Consider the following 24,031-nt stretch of genomic DNA (forward strand, 5'->3'; position numbering starts at 1 on the left):
TTTCTTTGACATACACGTTATTCAACCTCTGAAATAGGAATATTCCAAATCACTTGATTACTTCCACCTGCTGCAACATTCCCTGGATCTTCTCGAAAGTAATACTTATCTGCTTCAAATACTTCAGCAATGAATTGACCTGTTTTTTCTTCTCCTGGTTTTATAACACCTGTAAATTCTTCTATACTTTCAAAAGCTCCTGCACCATCAAGTGAACCAGTTTGTTCTAAATTATCTGTCACTTCCATAGACATGATGATATCTTCAATACTAAGATCCTTTTGACTAGTATTATGGATGGCGATATTTAAAAGAATAAATGCATCTAATTGGCTAGTAACTCCATCTAATTCAGCGCCTTTTAATTCCGCAGTATGCAATGTCATCTCATATGTACCTATTGTTGTGTCAAATGTTCCTGTATCGCCGATTTTTAAATCTAATTGATCTTCTACCTTTGTGTTCTTTTCTCCATCTGAATTGGTGGTTTCATCTTTTTCTTCTTTCTCATGTTGCTTTTGGGAAGTTGCTTGATTTTCATTCGCTTCATCTTCCGTTTCGTTATTACATGCTGTAAGCATTACAACTATAAAAAGTATACAAGCTATCAATCTCAGCATTTTACTCATTAATATCCCGCCTAAATTGTAATAAAGGACTAGTATGTTTACTGAAAATCTTTCATTCTATTATTGGTTTACTTCAGTTCTTCCACAGGAATATTCCAAATCACTTGATTACTTCCACCTGCTGCAACGGTTCCCGGGTTCTCTCGAAAATAATAAATATCTGATTTGTAAACCTGTGCAATAAACTGGCCACCTATTGTTTCGCCAGATTCTATTTTGCCTGAAAATGTTGATACACTTTCAAAAGCCTCCGAAGAATCATGAAAACCAGATTTATCCAAGTCTTTTGTTACATCTAATGAAACAATTACATCTTCTAAAGATAGTGGTTTCTCCCCGATGTTTTTAATTGACATATCCAGTAATAAAAAATCATCTAACTCTGTTTCAATTCCTTCTAATTCAGGACCAACGAGTTCAGCGGATTCGACTGTTACTTCATATATGCCAATTGTAGTATCAAAGGTACCTGTATCGCCAATAGCTAAGTCCAGCTGATCTTCCACTTTAGTCTTCTCTCCATCTGAATTGGTAGTTTCCTCTTTTTCCTCTTTCTCTTGATGTTTATCTCCGTTAGCATCATTTTCATCTACGTCATTGTGCTCTTCGTTACATGCTGCAAGCATTACAGAGACCATAATTACCATGAGCATAATCATCTTTCTCATTTATATTTCCCACCTAACTTTTTTCCCGCCGGGTTATACCAGAGCGGCTCCACCCTTTTCTCGTTCTACTTCACCTCTTCAGCAGGAATGTTCCAGATTACTTGGTTACTGCCTCCCGCTGCCACATTACCAGGGTCTTCTCGAAAATAATATGTTTCTGAGTTATAAACTTCAGCAATGAATTGACCTTTTGCTTCTTCACCTGGATTAATGCTCCCTAAGAATGTGTTCACACTATCGAAAACGTGGGATGAATCATGGGAACCTGATTCATCCAAATCTTCCGTTACTTGTATGGACATCATTACGTCTTCTAAATTAAGTGAGTCATCTGACATGTTTTTAATTGTAAGATCTACCAATATAAAGTTATCTATTTGAGACTCAATGCCCTCAAATTCAGGTCCGACTAATTTCGCCGACTCAATCGTCATCTCATACGTACCTATTGTTGTGTCAAATGTTCCTGTATCGCCGATAACTAAGTCTAGTTGGTCTTCTACTTTAATGTTCTTATTCCCACTTGTCTTAGCTTCTTCTTTCTCTTCACTTTTATTTTTGTCATCTGTTCCTTCTGTTTCCTGTTGCTTTTCCTCATCTAGATTCTGATTTTCATCTTCGTTATTACATGCTATTAAACTTACAGCTAGGAAAAGCATAAAGACAATGAGCGTCACCATCTTTTTCATCCATATTTCCACCTTACATTTATAAAAGTTGGATTTGAGCGGAACTATTTTATAGTTCTGCTGTTATTTTCAATTACTTCACTTCATCAGCAGGCATATTCCAGATTACTTGGTTACTTCCTCCCGCAGCTACATTTCCAGGATCTTCTCGAAAATAATATGTTTCTGAGTTATAAACTTCGGTTATAAATTGACCAGTTCTCTCTTCTCCTGGTTTTATAATACCTGTAAATTCTTCCACACTATCAAATGCATTCGATGAATCAAAAAATCCTGAACCTTCTAAATCATCGGTTACTTCCATGGAAAGCATTATGTCATCCACAGTTATTACCTCATTTGAAATATTTTTTATTCTAATATCTAAGAGGATAAGATTGTCTAATTCAGTTTCAACATCATCTAATTTAGGTCCAACTAGCTTAGCTTTTTCTACTGTCATTTCGTACGTGCCTATTGTTGTATCAAATGTTCCTGTATCACCAATCTTTAAATCTAATTGATCTTCTACTTTTATATTCTTTTTTCCGCTTGTTTCAGTTTCTTCTTTCTCATCACTTTTATTTTGGTCGTCTGCACCTTCTGTTTCCTGTTGCTTTTCTTCTTGTTTTGGATTCTCATTTTCATCATCTGTATTTTTTTCTTCGTTGTTACATGCTACAAGCGTAACGATTACAACCAATACGAGCATCCATAACTTAACTGTCCTTTTCATTGTCAATTCCACCTTCTGTATGTTTTTAATAAGATAAGTTAATTTCTTTTTCGATAAAGAACCGATTACCTTCTACTCTCCCACCAATCGTATTTGTGCTTTCAATTATTTTCATAACACCTGGCAAAAACCATAGCTTCACAGTCGCAGTAGCGTTCGCGGATACATATGTTGAACTTTCGGTTAAATCTGTACTTGTCTCATCATCCAGTACACCCATAAGCCTTTCAAATTTTGCACCTTCTAAATGCGTAAATAGAAAAAGACGTAAGTGATCCCTATAATCCATCTTTGGCATTATTCCTTTTTTTGATAAATTAACAGGGAATAATTTTACTTGTTTACCTTTTATAATATTGTTCATATCTGCTGCGGTTCTTCCAAACGCATACCCCAATGCATATGCCCAAATGAATGGACCAAACCCTTTTGCTTTAGGTTGTAAAAAACCCGCTGCAAGATTGATTGCAAAGCGTACAGCGAAAATTTCTGATAATGCGGCGTAATAATTTGCACCATGTGCGTGTAAGCCATAAATAATATATTCAACCTGATTATTTTCGAATAGATTTGCTTCCACGCCATTCATTGAAAAATCATGGCTCTTAAAACGCATTAAAATGTATTCATTGATGTACACTTCATCTCTTGCATTGATTAACGTATCTCCAATATTTTTGAAAAGCTTATCAACAAAGCCTAACGCTTGGTCCGCAGTATCGTCTCGATCTTCCATCACAAATTCTTCATTATTTGCTTCAATGGCTTCTCCATATTTCGTTACTTTTTCTCGTAAGCTCGCATACTTTTCCATGTCAGAGGCCGCACCTGCAGCATTATCAATCGCTTCTTGAATATCATCCATCTTGTTTTTTGTTTCTTCCATATCTTCATCTGCTTTTTCTTCTTCTTTTTCAATTTCTTCTTCGTTCTCTTTATATTTTTTGCGTCCTTCATTATTTTTCAAGATATCATATGCATTAGTTGTGCTTTCTAATGCATCCTTATGATATTGCTTAGCGTGCTTTACATGGTTTACGATGCTTCCCTTTTTGTTGGATCCTTCGAAATCTTGCTCAACTGCTCCTTTGAAATCACGTTCTAGCTTTGGGATAAGTGCATTTGTTTGGATATCGCCACTTTCCTTTTTCAAGGATTGAATAGCTTCTGTAACTTCTTCCTTTAGCTCGGTAAACAATGCTTTATCTAAAATATAATCATCTAAGGTGCCTTCTAGATTTTCTTCTGTATTACTATTTTCTAGCTCTTTACTTACTTGTTTCGCATTTTCATAATCGCTAGAGCTTCCTTCTTCCTTGTGTTTATTTATAGTTGATTCAATCTCATCATTTAATTCTTCTGCTTCTTCAATTAATGGTAAAGCCTCTTCTAATTTCAGTACTGCTGATTTCGAGGTGGTAATTAATTCATCTAGCAGTGCAAGGGCGTTCGCCTTAAATTGCTTGGTGTTTTTTCGTTTCTTCTCGATTTCCTTCTTTTCTTCCTCTTCTTTTTCCTTATCCTTCTTGTTGTCGTCATTCCCATTATTGTTGTCGTTTTGTTTGTCTTCATATTCTTTAATAGCCTTTAAGTCTTCGATATATTTATTGTGCCATTGGAGAATATCGGATATATTAGTTACTTCTGGGTAAGAAGAGCTTGTATTATGTTGAATATTACCTTCCATTTTTTCTAATAATGCTTTCGCATCAGTAAGTAATGTTTCTACTTCATCAAGTAATTCTTCACGTTCCTTTGCTTTCTTATTAACCTTTTTTGCTATTTTTGCATAATCAGAAGCTTCCTCAACATGCTCGGCAACTGTTAAGAAATCCCTTATCAATGCTTCTCCAACCTCGATAGGTGCTTTATACTTCATTTCCTCGAGAATCTGGTATTTTAAGATATCTTTATTTGCGAGACTTCTTTCCATATTTAAATCAAGTGACAATTCGTCTTCTACTGGCTGCAGGCCGAGAAAATTAAAACTATCTTTCCCTGTTTCGAGATTCTTGCGAAAGACCTCTTTAAAAATAGAATTCGCCTCTGCTTGGTCTCCAGAAAATGCAAATAAGCCTCTATTTTGCAATTCACTATTATAGGATGATAAGGTAGACCGCAATGCGGTTTTTGCTGCTTCTTCCGTTTGTCTTTCCGCGATGATTATCCGTGCATAATCAATCAACACGGCGTTAAATAAAAATAATAGTAATGTAACGATAATAAGGTAAATCGAAACAGCACCTCGTTCATCAATCAAAAACCGATGATATAAATTCTTTAAAATACGAAACAACCATCCTCCCTCCCAATGAACTCTTATTTATTTCCTTTCTTTTTATTAAAAAAAGGAATATATTCTGATGCATACTTTTTAAATTTATTGAAGCCGTAAACGATGAAATCTGTATTCCGAATCATTTCTGTTTGATCAACAACAGGATGACTTGCAGTTGCACCAACTTTGCTAACCCCTAGTGTTTTGGCAATGACATCTGGAAGGGCGAGATCCTTTTTTAAGGATACTTCGATTTTTTGTACGAATAGCCCATTTTCAAAGGTAATATCACCTGCGTAATCTTTCTCTCTTCCTTTTTTACGGGCAACTACGCCATTATCACTTAATTGGAGTCCAAACTTATTAAAGCCATTATTCGATGTGATTCTCCAATATAGTCCATCGCCATTGTTAACAACATAGTCTGATTCGTTCATTTCACCTGTTTGCAAATCCATCGTACTACTCGACCACGTTTGAGCCATTCGGCTAGCAATTTGATTTGCCTTATATTGTAAAATTACTTTTTCGTAAATGACGAGACTAAAAAATATAAATAAAAGGATTAGGATTAACAGGATTGGGAAAATGATCGTTGCTTCAAGAGAAAAGCTCCCATCATCTTCTTTTTTAAAGCTATGGTAATGACGCATGTTAAAGTTACCTCCCTTTCCTTTTATTTATCTTACTTATCCACTAAAATTTTCTATGTTTTCGTCTCCAAACTTAAACAAAGCATTTACCCATGCAATGATTTTCTCTCTAAACATTAGTGCAATAAAAACAATAACTGCAATAATTAACATGATTTCTAAAGTCTGTAGTCCTTCTTCATCCTTCCAGAAATCAGTAAAAAAACCTTTTAGCTTCTCCATTCTTTCTCCTCCTAATAGTTGTGTTTTATTTAAACCTGACTTACATAATCGTAAGGGCAGGATAACCCACGATAATCATTACTGCGATAAAAATTAGAACTAGTGGAAATACAAGCTTTGATGAAGCTTCTTCTCCTTTTGTTTTCGATAACGTTTTCCGCTTTTCCCATAATTCATGAGATAATTCGCGTAAAGCTAAAATAAGATCATTTCCACCTTTTCGATAGTTTAATAATATGGTCGTCGTAAATATGGAAATTTCCTGTATCCCACATTTCTTGCTCAAATCATTTAAAACCTGATGAAATGGTTCGTTACTTACCATTTTGTTAACTGTTTCGGATAGTTCCATAATTAAAGGTGATTTCAAGTCACTTGCCGTTGTTACACATTTTACTAAGGCTTGCTGCACTGTTTCGCCAGCATTCACTAAAAGAATTAATTTATTTACTACCTCAGGTAATTCAATTAATATTTTTTCCTTACGTTCTTTTTCCTGATTGGATAGCTTACTTACCATGGCAAAAGGCATAAAACACGTAAAGATTAACCCGACTACAAAAATAGTGACATCTCCTTCAGCGAGTGCAGTAAACAATAAGGTGCCTAACAAGCAAATAAGAGCGATCGATATTAACTGGGCAATATATATCTTGGTGTGCTGTAATGCCGTTCGATTTCCATAAAGACTAATCATCTTTTGCTGGACTTTTACAATTTGACCGTATAATCGTTCCATTATTTTGAATTTATCGATTAGAAATAGGGACACAGGCGCCATAAACATTAACGGATATTGATCCTTAAAGCTTTCTACAATAAAGTCATAACGCGTACCAACCTTACGTGAGATCACAAAATAAATGATCATTAAGGATAATGCAGGAATCATATAGAGATACATTTGCTTTATCACACCTTTATATCCATTATTCGTTGCCCTAACCAATAAGCAAAAGCTAAGATAGCTAAACAGATCGTCATAATAATTGGTCCACTATTACTCCAATCGTACATCGGTGCTAAATAATCACCTGCACTAGATTTCAATAATAAGATCATGCCTAATGGTGCTAGACTCATAATTTTCGATTCGAACTTCTTTTGTGCAATCATTACAGAAACCTCTTGCTGGATATCAATTTTTTCGCTAATAATATCAGATGTTCGACGGATTACTTCAACAAGGTTTCCGCCTGTTCGTTTACATGTAATAAATACATTAGAAAAATTCTGAATATCCTCGATATCGGATCGCATACTAAAGTCTCGGATTGCATTTTCAATTGTTTCGCCATTTTCTACCCGTCGATTAATAATTTCGAATTCTTGAATGATGTATGTATTTGGATCCGGATAAAGTAAATATAAATCCGCAACCACTTCCTTAAAGCTGTTTTCGATTGATCGACCTGCCGCCAATGAAGAAGAAAGCGAAGCAATTGCTTCCTTAAACTGCATTTTTAGCTTTTCTTTGCGTTGCTCCAATAATTTTTTCTTTTGCACTTTAGGATAGAGCAATCCAGCAGCAGCAAATAAGATGGAGGCGATGATACTTTCATAAAATAAATAGCCAATAATGGATAAAAAGATAGAGGCAATGATTGCATAAAAAACATACTCTCTTACACTTAAATGGTATACCGAGTAATCTACTAAATGGGATTCGATTTCGCGCACTGATTTTTCCTTAATAAGATGGATAAAGTGCTGTTTTTTCAGCTGCTTGACCTCTGATTGAGATTCCTCTAAAATACCATCTAGCCCATCTTGAATTTCTTTTTCCCTTTTCTTTCGTTTCATTACCACATAAATATAGGTAATGATTAAAGCTATTAATATAATCATAATTACGATATCTGTCATAGCTTCACCAACTCATTTATTATTGTTCTACAGAAATTCCTGCTAGCTGTGCTTTCGTCCTATTTTGAATTTGATTTCCTGTTGGGCGAAGCGAGCCAATGATTTTCCCGTTTTCCCTTTCTCCTTCTTCCACAAATTCAAATAGCGGATTCAATAAAATCTCTCCATCTTCCACTCCAAGCACCTCACTAATCGCTACCACCTTTCTTGTATTATCTCGTAGACGCATCAAGTGAATCATAATATCAATTGCTGAGCTAATTTGTTTCCTAATTACTGTAACAGGCAACTCCGCACCACTTAACACCATCGTCTCTAATCGACTAAGCATATCTTTTGTTGAGTTGGCATGCCCAGTAGATAAAGACCCATCATGCCCCGTATTCATCGCTTGCAGCATATCCAGCGCTTCCGCACCACGAACTTCTCCAACGATAATACGATCTGGCCGCATCCGAAGGGAGGAACGAATAAGATCTCGAATACTAATTTCCCCTTTCCCTTCTGTATTCGCATTTCTTGTCTCCAAGCTTACTAAATTGGGGACACTTTTAAGCTGCAGCTCTGCAGAATCTTCGATCGTAATAATCCGTTCATTCTTCGGAATAAAGTTGGACAACACATTCAAGAATGTTGTTTTACCTGATCCTGTTCCGCCGCCGATAAAAATATTGTATTTAGAAACGACGAGCTTTTGAATAAAATTTGCAGCCTCCTCTGAAATAGAGGACTTCTCAATTAAATCGTCGATTGTTAGAGGCTTATCCGGAAATTTACGGATTGTCATTACTGGACCCTTTAAAGAAATGGGAGGTAAGACGACATTTACACGTGACCCATCCTGTAGCCGTGCATCAACAATTGGAGAGGATTCATTCACGACTCGGTTTACGCGTGATACAATTGCTTGAATAATATCCTCTAATTTCTGTTCACTTTCAAATTCAACAGCTACCTGTGACGTCACACCATTTCGCTCGATAAAGATTTCCAAATGATTATTTACCATAATTTCTGTTATTGTCGAATCATCAATTAATGGTTGAAGCACATCATAGCCGCGAAAAGCATTGTAAATTCGCTCAACTAAATAGCTCATTTCATTGGATTTTAATTGGTGTTCCTTTGCATAATCAAACACAGCAGCTTCCACATATTCTCTTAGCTCTTCATTTGATATTGAATGCATTAAATCAAGCGTTTCTCTTAATTGCTTTATAAGCGCTTTTACTGCACTGTCAAATTTCACGAACCTGAACTCCTTCCTTCATCTTTAATAGCAAATGATACACAATTTGCTGCATTTCTTGATTAAAGAGATCATTTCGCAATATTTCAGCACCAGATTGAATGGATAGCCAATCATCAACAAATGGCAAATAACCATCAATTGTAATTTCCGTTTCCCCTAGATCGAGGAGAGAGGTCCCATTATATTTGTTTAAGATAATGGAAAGCTTATCTTTAAGCACATTTTCTTTACCAAATAGCTGTTCCTCTTCAGCAAGTATGGCCTTTGTTTTTAACATACTTTGATGATCATTTGTATTAATCCAAAATACCTGATCACTTTCTAAAAGCGCGACCTTACTTCTTTCATGAAGAGAGGAATCCAAGTCGATAATGATATAGTCATATACCCCTGTATCAACAATGCCATTAATAAGTCGCTTTATTTCCATTTCCTTTAGCTCCAGCATTTCTGCCGCCTGAATCGCAATATCAAAATAATCTACCATTGAATAAGGGTCATACTTTTTTAATGCCTCAATTTTCGATAAGAGCTGTCCTGTCTCCTGCTTTGCATAATAAAATATTTGCAATGAAGGATTGTCTTCTTCAGAGGAGAAAAATAAACTACCTGAAGGAATCGTTTCGAGATTAAGATAAAATACCCTTTCCCCATTCAAAGCTAGCTGCTTACATAAATTTACTGCTACCGTTGTTTTTCCAACCCCACCCATTGGTGAAAAAACAGAGATAACACTGGCATGCTTGCTTCTAACAAATTGCCTTCCAGCCGTTTCATTATGCTCATAATAATAACCCATAACGGTTGTAATAAGTTGACCTAACCGTTGATAACGATACACAGTCAACACAGAATCTGTACGCATCGAAAGCGCATCATCCTCTAATAATACAATGAGAACATCGTCTGGAAGCTTCATTTCAGCCGTATATAAATCAGGACTAATTAATACAATGTCAATGGATTCGCCGTTATCTATGTAGCTTTGTAATAATTGCGCATCCGAAAAATATGTAAACATATACGTAGAATGATCCGTGGACGTCCTGACAAAAGAAGCGAATGATTCTAAATAATCATTGTTACTATCCGCTACGATAATTCGAATTATTTTCAATTTCGTTCCACCACCATCAAAAAATCTGTATTTAAGGAAAAATCTTCTATCATAGATGTTACTAGATTTGTCACAAAAATAAATAGTTAAATAGCAAAACAGGAATAATTACCCAAATGACTTCGGGGTTATTATTTTTTTCTAGATATTATGTTTGTTCACTAAATCTAACCCCCGTTAAATATCGAACATTAATTCAGTAAATTTAATTCAATGTTCGAGTTTAACTTCAATTGCGCTAACTTTTTATGAAAATCGTATATTTTAACCATAATTTTCCTATCTTTCGATAAATACTATTAATAAAATTAATTGGAATTAATTGTATAATAACAAACCCAATGTACTAGTTCTTTTTATTCATGTCATTTTTATTTATGTTTTGTAACGTAAAAGTAAAAGTTTTGCAATATAAATGTAACAATAAAAGCTACTATATTTTTCCTTTAAAATAGTATCATTACTGTTATTTACAGTTTTTTCACATTTTTTATCACATGCTATGAGATGTAGCACCTTAAAATCATTTAGCAGATAGAAACAGTCATAAAGTTGCATCACATATTCCTGTCGTTATGTTACGCTTGTCATACCATTGTTAAAAAGGAGTGAATAAAATGAAATGCGATCATTGTGGCCATGAAATTAAGCAGAAAGAGCAGCACTATTGCCCTGAATGCGGTAGCAATCTTTTCGCCCAACATGAACAGCATTCCAAAAAGAAAACCAAACGAAAAAGATATTATATGATGAGTACCTTATTTATTGTAGTGATTACTGCATTCATCGTTTTCTTTTTTATAGGGAAAGAAACATTTGATCCCCAAGCTCAAATTGACGCATTTAAAGAAGCGGTACAGGAGGAAAATGTGGGAGCAGCTTTAAAGATGCTTACTCCTTCTATCGATTCTTTAAAAATTGATGAAAAGAACACTGCACAATTTCTTGCCTTTTTAAAGGAAAATCCAGATAGGCTTAACGTTTTAGTTGCCCAACTGGAAGAACAAGCTAACGCACTCGAAAAAGGAAAAGAGATTAACCCAAATCATCAATTTGCTACGTTAAATGTAGTAGAAAAAGGAAAAAAGTGGGGAGCTTTTACGGATTATCAATTTGAAGTTATTCCTGCCTTTATAAGGCTATCTGAATGGAATAATGAAGTCGAACTTGATCTTTACATTAATAATGAGAAATTAGAAACTACTCCTAATCAAGATGAACATCATATCACATACGGTCCATATATGCCTGGTGAATATACGATCAAAGGCATTCTTGAACGCTCTTTTCTAAAATCTGAACAAAAAGACAAAGTCGAATTGTTTCAATTAGATAAAAATGCGCTAGAACATAAGGTTAATTTAGAGGTGAGTGAAATTTCTTTACATTCTACTTTTCTAGACGAAGCAACCTTGTATGTAAATGATCAAAAGACAGATATGATTATTAAACGTGGAAAACAATCTATTGGCCCGTTTCCATTAGGAGAGGATATCCCTGTTCATTTAGAAAAAGAACTACCGTGGGGAATAATTAAAAGTGAGAAAGCGATAATTACCGATGGTTTTATTAATACTCGAATTACAAGGAATTCAGTCATAACAGAAGATGAAAGAGAAAAAGTCATTGGCATTATTAACGATGTAATGTTAAGTTACACAGATGCCCTAAACAAGCGTGACGTCTCCGTATTACATAAAAATGCAACAGACAATCTAAAAAAGCAAGTGCAAGAGGATATTAAATTTATAAAGAAGGAAAAGCCTAATTATCAGGGAACATTGTTGCAATCACAATTTAATATTCCATGGGAGATTATTCCTGAATATAATGAGGATCGTAAAGCATATATGTTTAAATTGCATGCGATGTTTTCGTATCATGAGCCTAAAGATAAATTATGGGCAACGTTTAGAGACAATGAAAAGCGAATTTATCGACGTGGTCAAAAAATGTTAGTTTTATTTGATGAAAAAGAAAAGCAATGGATGGTTGATGAAGTTGAAAAGTACCATTTCTTTGCAACAGATGTTGATCCTGTTTATAAACTAAATTAAGAAAGAGCGGTTCGGTGCTTTTCCCCTAGCTTTCAGGGATGAGTACCTTTAACCGCTCTTTTATCTATTCGACCTTTGTAATTTTAACTTGAATTTCTCCCCCTGGTGTCATTACAGACACCTCAGCACCAATTTCTTGTCCTAATAAGCTTTGTGCCATTGGAGAATCATTTGAAATTTTGCCTTCAAAAGGATCTGCTTCTGCACTTCCAACTATCGTATATGTTTCTTCATCTCCGTTTGGAAGCTCCTTAAAAGTAACCGATTTACCTAATGCAACAATGTCAGGATCATTATTGTCATTTTCAATAATAACTGCATTACGAATCATTTTCTCAACTTGTGCAATACGAGATTCAACAAAAGCTTGATCGTCTTTTGCTGCATCATACTCTGAGTTCTCGGATAAGTCGCCGAAATCACGAGCAATCTTGATTCGTTCGACAACTTCTTGTCTTCTTTCCGTTTTTAAATAAAGTAATTCCTTCTCTAGCTTTTCTTTCCCCTCTAGTGTCATATAAAAACTTTTCTCTGTAGCCATTAAGAACACTCCTTTTTATCTTCACGCGAAAACGCGTTATAAGTGAATCCTTTTTTGTAAGTATAAAAACGAGCAGCACTTGTGTGCGCTCGATCAATACATTATTTACCTATACTACCCCTTACTATGGCAGATTTTAGCAAAACTTTCAATACTTTATTTAATTATTTTTTCTATTGTTTGCAAGGATTGTTTCGATTTTTGTAGCCATAATGTCTACTGCTACATGGTTTTGGCCGCCCTCTGGAATAATGATATCTGCATAGCGCTTTGTCGGCTCTACAAACTGTAAATGCATAGGTCGTACACTACTTATATATTGATCGATAACCGAGTCTAATGATCGGCCACGCTCTTTAATATCCCGTAATAGCCTACGCACAATACGAAGATCTGCATCAGTGTCGACAAATACTTTAATATCCATTAGATCGACTAATCGAGGATCTTCTAAAATAAGAATCCCTTCTAAAATGATTACTTCCTTCGGCTCTACAGGTATCACACGATCAGATCGTGTATGTAGTTTATAATCATAAACTGGTTTTTCAATCATTTTCCCAGCTAATAGTGCTTGTAAGTGATCAATTAACAAATCATTATCAAATGCTAATGGATGATCATAATTTGTGCTTAAACGCTCCTCGAATGGAAGATGGCTTTGATCCTTATAATAATAATCTTGCTCGATTACTAAAATTGTTTTATCTGAAAACCGCTTACAAATTGAACGGGTAACAGACGTCTTTCCACTGCCAGTTCCCCCGGCAACACCAATTACAACTGGTTTCTCCTTCACGGGAATATCCCCTTTCTATCCTATTACATTTCCTTTTTTATATACGATTTATGCACCTAACAAAAAACTATCTTATTTTTACACTTATAGCTACACCATCTCCAATTGGAACGATTGTAGTCACATAGTCTGGGTGATGGGCGAGCCACTCATTATAGTTGCGAAGCTTTTTCACCATTGGTTGATGTCGAGGCTGTGCAATTTCTGGCTCCACCACTTGACCTCTAAACAATACATTATCGGAGATAATCATACCACCCTTTTGAAGCAACGGACTCGCAAGTTCAAAAAAACGTTGGTATTGTCCCTTTGCCGCATCAATAAAAACACAATCAAACACTTCTTGAGAAACAGTTAGGTCATGGATTTTCTCTAAAGCATCTCCATAAACAGTTGTAATCTGCTCTGTTTTATTTCTTTTCGCGATAAATTCGACAGCTTGATCATAGCGTGTTTTATCTCGTTCAATGGTAACGATATGGCTGGTTGGACAAGCATCAAGCATGCGTAATGCTGAATACCCGATTGCAGTACCAATTTCTAAAATCCGTGCTGGTTTCTTTAGACGAATGAGTTGTAATAGAAACTCCATGCTGACTGGCTCCATAATCGGAACGCTATTAATATGCGCTGTCTCCTGCATTTTCTTTACCCAATCATCGGCAGAGGGTACCAGACTTCTTAAATAATGGTGTAATGCTTCATTCATATTCAAACCCCATTTACTTACTAATATCTTTGCTTCATTTACTTTTACGTAAAAATGGGAAATGTGAAAGCGAGCTCCCACATTTCCGATCTTTACTTAATATGCTGCTGTTTTAACTTTAAATGTTCATCATGGGTTTCAGCATAATATATATTACCTTCCCCATCGTGTAAGAAGTACTTAAATTTTGTTTTTTCTGGATTTAACACCGCTTGTAAAGAGCTCTCCGAGAAATTCGAGATTGGACCGATTGGAATCCCTTTTATTCGGTACGTATTATATGGAGAATCAACTTCAAGATCCTTTAATAACACTTTGTCCTTATGCTTTCCTAATGCATAGAGAACGGTCGGGTCTGTTTGCAATCGCATTCCTACATCAAGTCGATTATAGAATATCCCCGCGATTTTACGACGTTGATCTTCTGTTTGCGCTTCTTTTTCTACTAACGAAGCCATCGTAAGTGCTTCGTGTACGGTTAAGTCTTTCGCACCGATCTCATCTAAGTGTGCATTAACGACCGCATTTGTTTTATTCAGCATCGTCTCTACTATCGTATCAATTGGCGGTTCTTCCTCATAAAAATCATACGTTGCTGCAAACAAATAACCTTCTAATGGTGTCCTAATTTCTGGATTTAATACATCCTCCGATAAAATAGCAGGATATGTATCAATTAAATAAGCAATATATTTTGGATCATTTACTTTTTCAAGAAATGCTTCTTTTTTAAAATACAGCTTGTCCGCATATATTTCAGCGATCTCATCGATTGATTTCCCTTCAGGAATCGTTACTTTAAAAACGGGATCTTTTATAATTCGACCTTTTTTTAACGATTCAATGATTTGATCTAAAGTCATTGCTTTTGTAAATGTATAGTCACCAGCTTGAAAGTCTGATTCATTTTTAAACTTTGTATAAAACCGAAAAATCCGTCCATCCTTTATTACTCCGTTCTCTTCTAATATGGAGCCAATACTAGAGGAACTTGACCCTAATGGGATCTCTACTTTTATTCCTTTTTCACTGTTTGGATCAACAGGACTTAATGCTGACTTTATGTACATATATCCTGAAATTCCACCTATTAATAAAATTAAGATTAAGGAGACAAGGATAATACTTACAATTTTTCTTACCGTCTTTGCTTCTTCTGTTCTTGCTTTTAGGTTTTCTCGATAAGTGCTTGTCTTTTTTTTCTTCGACATACGACTACCCCTCTCATCCGGTATATTATACTAAAAAAATGAGAGTTATGCTATACCTGATAATAATACGTTATTTATGTATTTATTTTTTTAAAAAGGATATGGCTGTCTCAACGCGACAGTCTTTGTTTAAAAATCTAAAAACAAAGCAAGAGATCTCCTGTCACTGTTGAAACAGCCAACAATTTATTATTGATTTTCTTCTTCTTCGGCCAATGTATTAATCATTTCTTCAACCATTTCCCATTCATCATCAGACTCAATTGGAAATAGTGATAAATCATTGTCATCGCCTTCTTTTTCTTCATAACGGAAAGCATAAACTTCAACTTCCTCGTCATTTGCTTGCTCAGCAGGTGCAACCGCAATATATGATTGTTTTGTTTCGTCCACATCAAAGGTGAATAGTACCTCAAATAAATGTTCCTCGCCGTTTTCATCTGGAATTATGATACGTTCTTTTTCTTCTAATGACATCGTGTCACTCCTATTTTTGTTGGTGATCAAGAAAGCCTTGTAAAATCATCATTGCAGCCATCTTGTCAATTACTTTTTTGCGTTTTTTTCTGCTTACATCTGCCGCTAGCAGCACACGTTCAGCGGCCATTGTTGTTAGTCGTTCATCCCATAATTCAGTTGGGATACCATGAACCTGTTCTACATGCTTTGCAAATCGTTGTGAGGCTTCTCCACGCTCTCCAATTGTTCCATTCATGTTTTTAGGTAGTCCTATTACAGCTTTACCAATTCGATGTTCCATTATAATTTTTTGAAGTGCAAGATCTGCTGATTGGATATCTTCTTCATTCCAATGAATGGTTGTGAGGCCTTGCGCTGTCCAGCCCAATTCATCACTAACAGCAACACCAATCGTTTTCGATCCTACGTCTAATCCAACAAGCTTCATCTATTTCTCCCTTTGCTGTTCCAAATAATATTTCACAAGCTCTTCAATTACTTCATCTCGTTCTACCTTGCGAATGAGATTTCTTGCGTCATTATATCTTGGGATGTAGGCTGGATCACCGGATAATAGATAGCCGACGATTTGGTTAATTGGATTATAACCTTTCTCCTGTAATGCTTCATGAACCGTAAAGAGAATTTGCTTAATGTCCTTGTCAAATGGTTCTTCTGAAAAATTAAATTTCATTGTTTTGTCAATTGAGCTCATAGTGACACCTCATTCCGATTTTTGCTCTACTATACACATTCTAACATGTTTAGCATCAATTTTATATTATTTTCATTTCGTCACTGAAAGCCTTACTCATTTTTGATCGCTTGCGCAACATAATCTTGTGCATATGCTAATGCAGTCTCGATCTTCTCGGGATCCTTACCACCAGCTTGAGCCATATCTGGTCGGCCACCACCACCGCCGCCACAAAGACGAGCCGCTTCCTTAATCAAATTGCCAGCATGGAGTCCACGTGTGATTAAATCCTTTGTAACACCAGCCGCAAGCTGAACCTTTCCATCATTTTCTGCTGCTAGTAATATGACACCAGAATTTATCTTTTGTTTTAATTCATCTAACATCGTCCGTAGCTGGTTCATATCTTTTACAGCTACCTTTTGAGCTAAAAGTGGTATCGTCTTAATTGTAACGATCTCTTCCATAATAGATGCTGCTTCTGCGTTAGCAAGCTTCGCATTCATTGATTCGTTTTCTTTTTGTAATGCACGTAGTTCATCATGTAACGCTTCAATACGCGTTGGAACTTGTTCTTCCTTTGTTTTCAACAGACTTGCAGCTTGTTGAAGCGTTGACCGCTTTTCATTTAAAAATTGATACGCGAATTTACTTGTAACAGCTTCTACTCTTCGCGTTCCAGCTCCAATTCCGCCTTCGGAGACGATTTTAAATAAGCCAATCTCCGACGTATTACGAACATGACAGCCACCACAAAGCTCTAAGCTATAATCACCAATTTGAACAACACGCACAATATCGCCATACTTTTCTCCAAATAGAGCCATTGCCCCTAGCTTTTTAGCTTCATCGATTTTCTTGTAATCAATCGTTAGAGGAATTGATTGCCAAATTCTCTCATTCACAATCTCTTCTACTTTTTGGAGCTCGTCAGCTGTAACAGGACCAAAATGAGAAAAATCAAATCGTAGCCTATCTGGCTCTACTAAAGATCCTGCTTGATTAACATGTGAGCCAAGCACATCCTTTAATGCCTGGTGAAGTAAATGGGTTGCAGTATGGTTTTTAACAACGGCATTACGGAAATCTGATTCAACAATCGCTTTTACACGCTGACCAACTTCAAGCGTGCCTTCTTTTATCGTTACATGGTGGATATGCTGCCCTTTTGGTGACTTCTTAACAGCTTCCACATATGCAGAAGCAGTATCTGTATAAATCCAACCTTTATCCGCAATTTGTCCGCCACTTTCTGCATAGAAAGGTGTTTCTTTTAGAATGATAAATACTGCATCATCCGCATTCGCAGCATCTACATAATCTTTATCCTTTAAAATTGCAGCTATTTCGGTAGCACCTTCTAAAGCATCATACCCAATAAATTTACTTTCTACTTCTAACTCAGAAAGCACACTATCTTGAACATGCATAGAATCCACCTTCTGACGTGCATTACGCGCACGTTCACGTTGTGCTTCCATATTTGCTTTAAACCCTTTTTCATCAATGGTGAATCCATGCTCTGCTACATATTCCTCAGTCAATTCCTTTGGAAATCCATACGTATCATATAGTCGGAATACTTCTTCACCAGGAAATACAGTACTATTTTTTGCTTTTTCTTCTGTTAAAATTCGTGTTAAAATTTCTAAGCCATCGTGCAATGTCTCATGAAAACGTTCTTCCTCAACTTTAATTACATTTTCAATAAAGGCACGTTGCTTTTCCACCTCTGGATAATAGTCATGCATGATTTTTCCAACTACCGCAACGAGCTTATACATGAACGGCTTTTCGATGCCAATTTGTTTTGCAAAACGAACTGCTCTTCGTAATAATCTTCTTAGCACATAGCCTCTTCCTTCATTCGATGGAAGGGCACCATCTCCGACAGCAAAAGCAACCGTCCGAATATGATCGGCAATCACTTTAAAAGCAGTATCACTTTCTGGATTTTTCCCATAAGAAGTAGTTGCGAGTTCTTCCGTTTTACGGATAATTGGTAAGAATAAATCTGTTTCAAAGTTCGTTGGAACATCTTGAATTACCGAAACCATCCGTTCTAAGCCCATCCCTGTATCAATGTTTTTCTTTGGTAATGGAGTATATGTGTCATCTGGATTATGATTAAATTGTGAAAATACAAGATTCCAAATTTCTAAATAGCGATCATTTTCACCACCAGGATATAATTCTGGATCATTAGGATCATTTCCATATTTTTCACCACGATCATAGAATATCTCGGTATTTGGTCCACTTGGCCCTTCTCCAATATCCCAGAAATTTTCCTCCAAGCGAATAATTCGCTCTTTTGGTAATTTGATTTCATTTAACCAAATATCATATGCTTCATCATCTTCTGGATGCACGGTTACAGATAAAAGCGCTTGATCAAAGCCAATCCACTTCGGACTAGTTAGAAACTCCCAAGCCCAATGAATCGCTTCTTTTTTGAAGTAATCACCGATTGAAAAGTTTCCAAGCATCTCAAAGAATGTATGATGACGGGCGGTATATCCAACATTTTCAATATCATTTGTACGAATTGATTTTTGTGCATTTACTAAACGTGGATTTTCAGGGATTACACTGCCATCGAAATATTTTTTCAATGTTGCTACACCACTGTTAATCCACAGGAGCGTTGGATCATCCTTTGGTATAAGTGAAGCGCTAGGCTCTATACGATGTCCTTTCTCCTCAAAAAAATCTAAGAACATTTGCCTTACTTGAGCTGATGTTAATTGTTTCATCTTTATTCCTCCGTTTTTCATAGTAAAAAAATTGCAAACAAAAAACTCGTCGCTGCTTCTTATGCAGGGACGAGGATAATCGCGGTACCACCCTAGTTATGAACAAATTACTGTTCATCTCTCAAGTATGATAACGGTGTAAAACCGGCGAGGATTAGTCGCATTCCGGTGTAGCTTTCCATGGCTCAATGGCTAGGATTTCTTGCAGCCTAATGAAAATCCCTCTCTTGTAAGCCTGAGTCTCCATGTACTCTTTACCTTCAACATATTTACATATAGCAATTATGCGTTATTATATTGAATCTCATCTTAAATGTCAATTGTTCTGGCTAAAAATAATCATATGACTAACAACTACTTTTAAAATAGTTAATAACGGGACAGCTAAAATCATACCAATTACTCCGCTTAATTGTCCTCCTAAGAGCAAAGCAAAAATAATGGCAACTGGATGAATATCAATACTCTTTCCAACAATGTATGGAGCAAGAAGATTGCTTTCAATTAATTGAATCACGAAAACGGTGCCTACTACGAACAATACCATCTTCCCCGATATAGTGAGCGCAATCGCCACAGCAGGTGCAGCTCCAATAATCGGTCCAAAATAAGGAATAATATTCGTTAACCCCATAATAATCGCTAGTAATAGCGCGTATTTCATTCCAAAGAATTGAAATGCAATATACGTAGCAAGCGCAACAAAAAAACATACAAGAAGCTGACCACGAATATAGTTTCCAAGACTGTCATCAATCGCATGAATGACACTACTGCTCTGTTTTCGGTATTTTTTAGGAATATAAGCTTTCACACGCTCTTTTAGCTTATCGTAATCCTTCAAAAAATAAAAAACAAGAACAGGAATAACTGTAAGCATGATGATCATATCAAATATTTTAGATACGCCTCCAATTAGCTTACCTAGCAAATTTTCAATGTATTTTTCTGCATCACGAATAATGTGATCGATTTTATCATGAACGGATTCTGGTAAAAAAGAGGTCGATTCATATACTTGATAAATGATTGATTCATACATACGCACAAGCTGAGGCAGATGTGCATTTAAATCTCGTAATTGTTGGACCGTTACAGGATAGATTAAATACACTAAATACGCTCCTCCACCAAAAAACAACAAATAAATACTTAAGATGGAGAGTGTTTTTGGTACGTTAACTTTATCTAGCTTTTTGATAATCGGATACAATAAATACGCAATTAAGCAAGCAATTAAAAAAGGGGAAAATAATTTCCAAAGAAAGGACAGCACTGCTTGATAAAATGGAAATAGTTTTACGAGCAAAAATAAAAAGAGAAACAAAATAATACCAAAAATCATCCAATATAAATATGGAAGTGGTTTTATATCCTTACGCATCATGACATCTCCTTAGTATGTTGAAAAATAATTATACTAGGCGATGTCACTGAACTTGCCGCTCCTCATCACTAAATAAATCATCAAGTGAGCTTAATGAACCATCTACTTCCACCTGATGAACAGTTAAGGCAGTTCCTACAATAGCTATTTCAATATAACAGGACCAGCAATAGAATTGCTGTGAGCCGATTTTACCTAAATCCTTGCTCTGACAATTTGGACATTGCATCAACATAAAATCTCCCCTATAAACAGAAGGTTTTGCTGTTATGCTTGCCCGCTTTACTTAAAAGTATACATATTAGTCCATAAAATCATATGGTGAAAGGGCATCTTCCTCATCAGCTTCTGCTAATGGAAGACTTGTGGATGTCAATGCTTCTTGCAGGTGGTCCGATAATGAAGTAAACCTGCGATGAACGTCCAATGTTTGTACCCCTTTTAAAAATGCTTGTTTTTCACCACAAATAATAATAGATTCCTTTGCTCTCGTAATCCCTGTATAAAGCAGGTTTTTTCGAAGCATGCGATGATAGGACGATACGACTGGTAGGATAATGATTGGAAATTCACTGCCTTGTGATTTGTGGATGGAAATACAATACGCATGCATGATATTTACGTAATCCTTACGTTCATAGACAACCTCTTTCCCGTCAAATGAAATGACAAGCTGTTCTACTCCGTCTACGTTTTCATCCTCAGTAAAAATAGCAACTACTTCTCCAATGTCCCCATTATAGACATTATCTTCCGGTTGGTTCACAAGCTGGATAATCTTATCCCCTACACGAAAAACCGCCTCCAGCGCTTTAACCTCTCGTCTTTGATTCGTCTTTGGATTAATGAGCTGTTGCAATGCTTTATTTAAGGCATGTATACCTGCTACTGAACGATACATCGGAGCAAGCACCTGAATATCTCTAATATCATATCCTTTTTCCAGCGCTTTCGAAACGACACTCGTGACAACATCTACAACATGGTGATCTCGACAATTGAGGAAGCTAAAATCCTGTGCATTGTTTAAGGATGCTTGTGTACAACGATCCTGTTTGATTTGATGTGCCAGTTGAATAATTTGAGATCCTTCCTTTTGACGATACACCTCTTGTAAAGAAACGAACGGAATACAGCCACTTGCCAATAAATCTGCTAACACCTGACCTGGGCCAACAGATGGCAGCTGGTCTTCGTCCCCTACAAGAAGTACTTGCATATCATCTGGAATGGCCTTAAATAAGCTATTGGCTAACCAAATATCTACCATTGAGAACTCATCGATAATTAAGAGTTTTCCTTGAAGTGGTTCATGCTCATTCTTTTCAAACCCTTCATGCCCATCCCAACCAAGCAAGCGATGAATCGTTCTTGCGGGAAGTGAAGTTGACTCATTCAGCCTTTTCGCCGCTCGTCCTGTTGGTGCTGTTAATACGAAAGGAAAATCTGACTTATTATCATAGGAAGAAGGATCTACAGAAAGCTGGTGAATGGCTGCATAGGCTTTTATGATTCCTTTGACAACAGTCGTTTTACCTGTTCCTGGCCCTCCAGTTAAAATCATTACTTTTGCATGTAATGCTTGCTGGATTGCATCAAATTGCTCTTTGCCATAGCTAAGAATCTCTTCTTCCTCAATCTCGCCGATAATTGTCATAAGTTCTGCCAACGTTGTTTCTTTTTCTATCGGGTTTTCGATGATGCGTTTTAAATTAGATACGAACCCATCCTCTGCATAATAAAGCGAAGGCATATATACATGCCCATCCTGAATGATAATTTTCTTTTCTTGATTCAGTCTTTCCATACCGCTCTCTATTTCTTCGTCAGGTAGCGCATAAGATGGATGGTTTAATAATTCTTTCATTTCTTTTATACAATGGTCTACTGGTAAAAACACATGCCCTTCTTGAACACTTTTCTGAAGGATATACAAGCAACCCGCACCAATTCGATTTGAATGGGTAAACTCAATTCCATTTTGTCTTGCAATCGCATCTGCCGTTTGAAATCCAAAACCATCAATATCAAATACATATTGATAAGGGTCCTTTTCTAAAATATCAATCGCATCTTCCTTGTAATTTTGGTAGATTTTCTGTGCCATCTTAAGTCCAATATTATATTTAGATAGATAGACCGCTACGTGTTCAAATCCTTGGTTTTCCTGAAGTGATTTCACTAAATTCGCAGCTTTTTCCTTTTTTAAACCTGGAATATCCTGTAGTACGGTTGGATCATGAAGAATTTTAGAAATAGCAGATGCTCCTAGCTTATCCACGATACGAGTTGCTGTTTTCTTTCCGATTCCGTAAAACAAGTCGCTGGATAAGTAAGCGACGATCCCTTCTTTTGAATCGGGAATAATCGTTTGGTAAGATTCTACATTGTATTGCATACCAAATTTACGATGTTGTTCAAACTGACCGAAAAACATATAGCTTGTATTTTCCTGTAATGAAAAATACCCTTTGATAACAATTTCTTTTTCCTGATACGCTGTATTCGTTTCACGAACACTAATTTTAGCAATCGTAAAATTTTCGGTCTCATTTTGAAAGATCGTATAAAGGAGATCACCTTTTATATACTCTTTTTCTACTGCTTGAATTTCGTTCTCCATGGTCCTACCCCACGTTTCTACATGTCTTGATTCATAAACTCCATAACTCGCTTTAACCCATTCGCTGCTAATAAATGATCTGGTTGTATTTCTATTGCACGCTCAAAATGCTCCTGTGCCTTCTTTACAGCATCTTCGTACAAGGCAATAACTCCTAAATTATAATGGGCATCACTATGCTCTTGATCTTTATTTAACACTTGTTCAAACGCGGATTTCGCATCAGCTAGATGATTACTTTGTGCTAACGCAAGTCCATATTGGAACAAACTATCAATATGATCTTCTTCTAGCTCTGTTGCTCTTAGAAAATAGGGCAATGCTAGTTTAAAATGCTCCTCTTTTTGGAAGGTCATACCGAGCATATAATACACATCACCTTCTTCAAGTCCTAATTCAATCGCTTTTTGATAATTTTCTTGTGCCTTCGGGTAAAGAGATTGTTCATAATAAACATTTCCTAGCCCATAAAAGGCTGTAGCTGCATGTGGATCTAATTCTAAAGCCCGCTCATAAAATCGTTGTGCACGGCCTTGATCATTAATATGCATCAATAAATTACCGAAATTAATATATCCTAGTGCATCATCTGGATGCGCTTCAATGTATGCATTAAATAGACGTGCAGCTTCTTCATAATTATGTTCCTTCATTTGTTCAATTGCTAGTTGGATAGTATCCATGAAAAAACTCCCTTATCCAT

General features: G+C 36.1%; 24 protein-coding genes and 1 other annotated feature. Of the genes, 1 reads left to right on the forward strand and 23 read right to left on the reverse strand.

Translation table 11 applies throughout. The features are described 5' to 3' along the window. Nucleotides 1-17: 17 nt before the first annotated feature. The 11 genes from SPK86_RS02985 to SPK86_RS03035 form a co-directional block, all read right to left on the reverse strand. The gene (locus tag SPK86_RS02985; protein WP_284139663.1) at nt 18-629 is read right to left on the reverse strand and encodes a hypothetical protein; all 612 of its coding nucleotides are present in this window, start codon (nt 627-629) and stop codon (nt 18-20) included. 68 nt (nt 630-697) lie between these two features. Continuing rightward, entirely contained in the window at nt 698-1,297 is a 600-nt protein-coding gene (locus SPK86_RS02990) for a hypothetical protein (RefSeq protein ID WP_284139664.1), read from the reverse strand. A 65-nt stretch (nt 1,298-1,362) separates the two neighbouring features. Continuing rightward, complete coding sequence (locus SPK86_RS02995; protein ID WP_330948631.1) at nt 1,363-1,986, reverse strand: DUF4352 domain-containing protein; 624 nt, start codon at nt 1,984-1,986, stop codon at nt 1,363-1,365. 73 nt (nt 1,987-2,059) lie between these two features. After that, a complete protein-coding gene (locus SPK86_RS03000) occupies nt 2,060-2,701 on the reverse strand; it encodes a hypothetical protein (RefSeq protein ID WP_284139666.1) in 642 nt (213 codons plus the stop codon). A 25-nt stretch (nt 2,702-2,726) separates the two neighbouring features. After that, on the reverse strand, nt 2,727-4,997 hold the full coding sequence (locus SPK86_RS03005; RefSeq protein ID WP_284139667.1) for a DUF5702 domain-containing protein: 2,271 nt from the start codon (nt 4,995-4,997) through the stop codon (nt 2,727-2,729). Between the two features lie 23 nt (nt 4,998-5,020). Continuing rightward, entirely contained in the window at nt 5,021-5,632 is a 612-nt protein-coding gene (locus tag SPK86_RS03010; RefSeq protein WP_284139668.1) for a TadE/TadG family type IV pilus assembly protein, read from the reverse strand. Nucleotides 5,633-5,668: 36 nt separating this feature from the next. Continuing rightward, entirely contained in the window at nt 5,669-5,854 is a 186-nt protein-coding gene (locus SPK86_RS03015; protein WP_284139669.1) for a Flp1 family type IVb pilin, read from the reverse strand. 40 nt (nt 5,855-5,894) lie between these two features. Beyond that, nucleotides 5,895-6,758: a type II secretion system F family protein gene (locus tag SPK86_RS03020; RefSeq protein ID WP_330948632.1), complete on the reverse strand. Its 864-nt coding sequence runs from the start codon at nt 6,756-6,758 to the stop codon at nt 5,895-5,897. A gap of 8 nt (nt 6,759-6,766) precedes the next feature. Then, complete coding sequence (locus tag SPK86_RS03025) at nt 6,767-7,720, reverse strand: type II secretion system F family protein (RefSeq protein WP_330948633.1); 954 nt, start codon at nt 7,718-7,720, stop codon at nt 6,767-6,769. A 19-nt stretch (nt 7,721-7,739) separates the two neighbouring features. Next, nucleotides 7,740-8,909: a CpaF family protein gene (locus SPK86_RS03030; protein WP_284139884.1), complete on the reverse strand. Its 1,170-nt coding sequence runs from the start codon at nt 8,907-8,909 to the stop codon at nt 7,740-7,742. 49 nt (nt 8,910-8,958) lie between these two features. Further along, a complete protein-coding gene (locus SPK86_RS03035; RefSeq protein ID WP_284139672.1) occupies nt 8,959-10,089 on the reverse strand; it encodes an AAA family ATPase in 1,131 nt (376 codons plus the stop codon). A 617-nt stretch (nt 10,090-10,706) separates the two neighbouring features. On the opposite strand from SPK86_RS03035, the gene SPK86_RS03040 reads away from it, so the two are divergent. Next, nucleotides 10,707-12,146, forward strand: a complete 1,440-nt coding sequence (locus SPK86_RS03040) for a TcaA 3rd/4th domain-containing protein (RefSeq protein ID WP_330948634.1) — start codon at nt 10,707-10,709, stop codon at nt 12,144-12,146. A gap of 64 nt (nt 12,147-12,210) precedes the next feature. Here the strand turns inward: SPK86_RS03040 and greA are convergent, their stop codons facing one another. The 12 genes from greA to SPK86_RS03100 form a co-directional block, all read right to left on the reverse strand. After that, nucleotides 12,211-12,687, reverse strand: coding sequence for a transcription elongation factor GreA (greA, locus tag SPK86_RS03045; protein ID WP_284139674.1), 477 nt, complete (start codon nt 12,685-12,687; stop codon nt 12,211-12,213). Between the two features lie 160 nt (nt 12,688-12,847). After that, entirely contained in the window at nt 12,848-13,486 is a 639-nt protein-coding gene (gene udk / locus SPK86_RS03050) for a uridine kinase (protein ID WP_284139675.1), read from the reverse strand. A gap of 67 nt (nt 13,487-13,553) precedes the next feature. Continuing rightward, complete coding sequence (locus tag SPK86_RS03055) at nt 13,554-14,195, reverse strand: O-methyltransferase (RefSeq protein ID WP_284139676.1); 642 nt, start codon at nt 14,193-14,195, stop codon at nt 13,554-13,556. Between the two features lie 92 nt (nt 14,196-14,287). Then, nucleotides 14,288-15,406 (reverse strand): endolytic transglycosylase MltG, encoded by a 1,119-nt coding sequence (gene mltG, locus SPK86_RS03060; RefSeq protein ID WP_284139677.1) that lies wholly within the window; start codon nt 15,404-15,406, stop codon nt 14,288-14,290. 189 nt (nt 15,407-15,595) lie between these two features. Beyond that, nucleotides 15,596-15,883, reverse strand: coding sequence for a DUF1292 domain-containing protein (locus tag SPK86_RS03065; protein ID WP_330948635.1), 288 nt, complete (start codon nt 15,881-15,883; stop codon nt 15,596-15,598). A 10-nt stretch (nt 15,884-15,893) separates the two neighbouring features. Then, nucleotides 15,894-16,313 carry a Holliday junction resolvase RuvX gene (gene ruvX / locus SPK86_RS03070; RefSeq protein ID WP_284139679.1) on the reverse strand — a complete coding sequence of 140 codons (420 nt, stop codon included), beginning with the start codon at nt 16,311-16,313 and terminating at the stop codon, nt 15,894-15,896. Further along, nucleotides 16,314-16,580, reverse strand: coding sequence for an IreB family regulatory phosphoprotein (locus tag SPK86_RS03075; protein WP_284139680.1), 267 nt, complete (start codon nt 16,578-16,580; stop codon nt 16,314-16,316). Between the two features lie 92 nt (nt 16,581-16,672). Then, nucleotides 16,673-19,318, reverse strand: coding sequence for an alanine--tRNA ligase (alaS, locus tag SPK86_RS03080; RefSeq protein ID WP_284139681.1), 2,646 nt, complete (start codon nt 19,316-19,318; stop codon nt 16,673-16,675). A 62-nt stretch (nt 19,319-19,380) separates the two neighbouring features. Further along, nucleotides 19,381-19,591: a binding site (T-box leader), on the reverse strand. Between the two features lie 43 nt (nt 19,592-19,634). Continuing rightward, nucleotides 19,635-20,705 (reverse strand): AI-2E family transporter, encoded by a 1,071-nt coding sequence (locus SPK86_RS03085; protein ID WP_330948636.1) that lies wholly within the window; start codon nt 20,703-20,705, stop codon nt 19,635-19,637. Between the two features lie 43 nt (nt 20,706-20,748). Beyond that, on the reverse strand, nt 20,749-20,934 hold the full coding sequence (locus SPK86_RS03090; protein WP_284139886.1) for a hypothetical protein: 186 nt from the start codon (nt 20,932-20,934) through the stop codon (nt 20,749-20,751). Nucleotides 20,935-21,006: 72 nt separating this feature from the next. Continuing rightward, nucleotides 21,007-23,328, reverse strand: a complete 2,322-nt coding sequence (gene recD2 / locus SPK86_RS03095) for an SF1B family DNA helicase RecD2 (protein ID WP_284139682.1) — start codon at nt 23,326-23,328, stop codon at nt 21,007-21,009. Nucleotides 23,329-23,345: 17 nt separating this feature from the next. Next, nucleotides 23,346-24,011 carry a tetratricopeptide repeat protein gene (locus tag SPK86_RS03100; RefSeq protein ID WP_330948637.1) on the reverse strand — a complete coding sequence of 222 codons (666 nt, stop codon included), beginning with the start codon at nt 24,009-24,011 and terminating at the stop codon, nt 23,346-23,348. Nucleotides 24,012-24,031: the final 20 nt, after the last annotated feature.

Source organism: Virgibacillus sp. MG-45 (assembly GCF_036409425.1).
Classification (GTDB): domain Bacteria; phylum Bacillota; class Bacilli; order Bacillales; family Amphibacillaceae; genus LDC-1.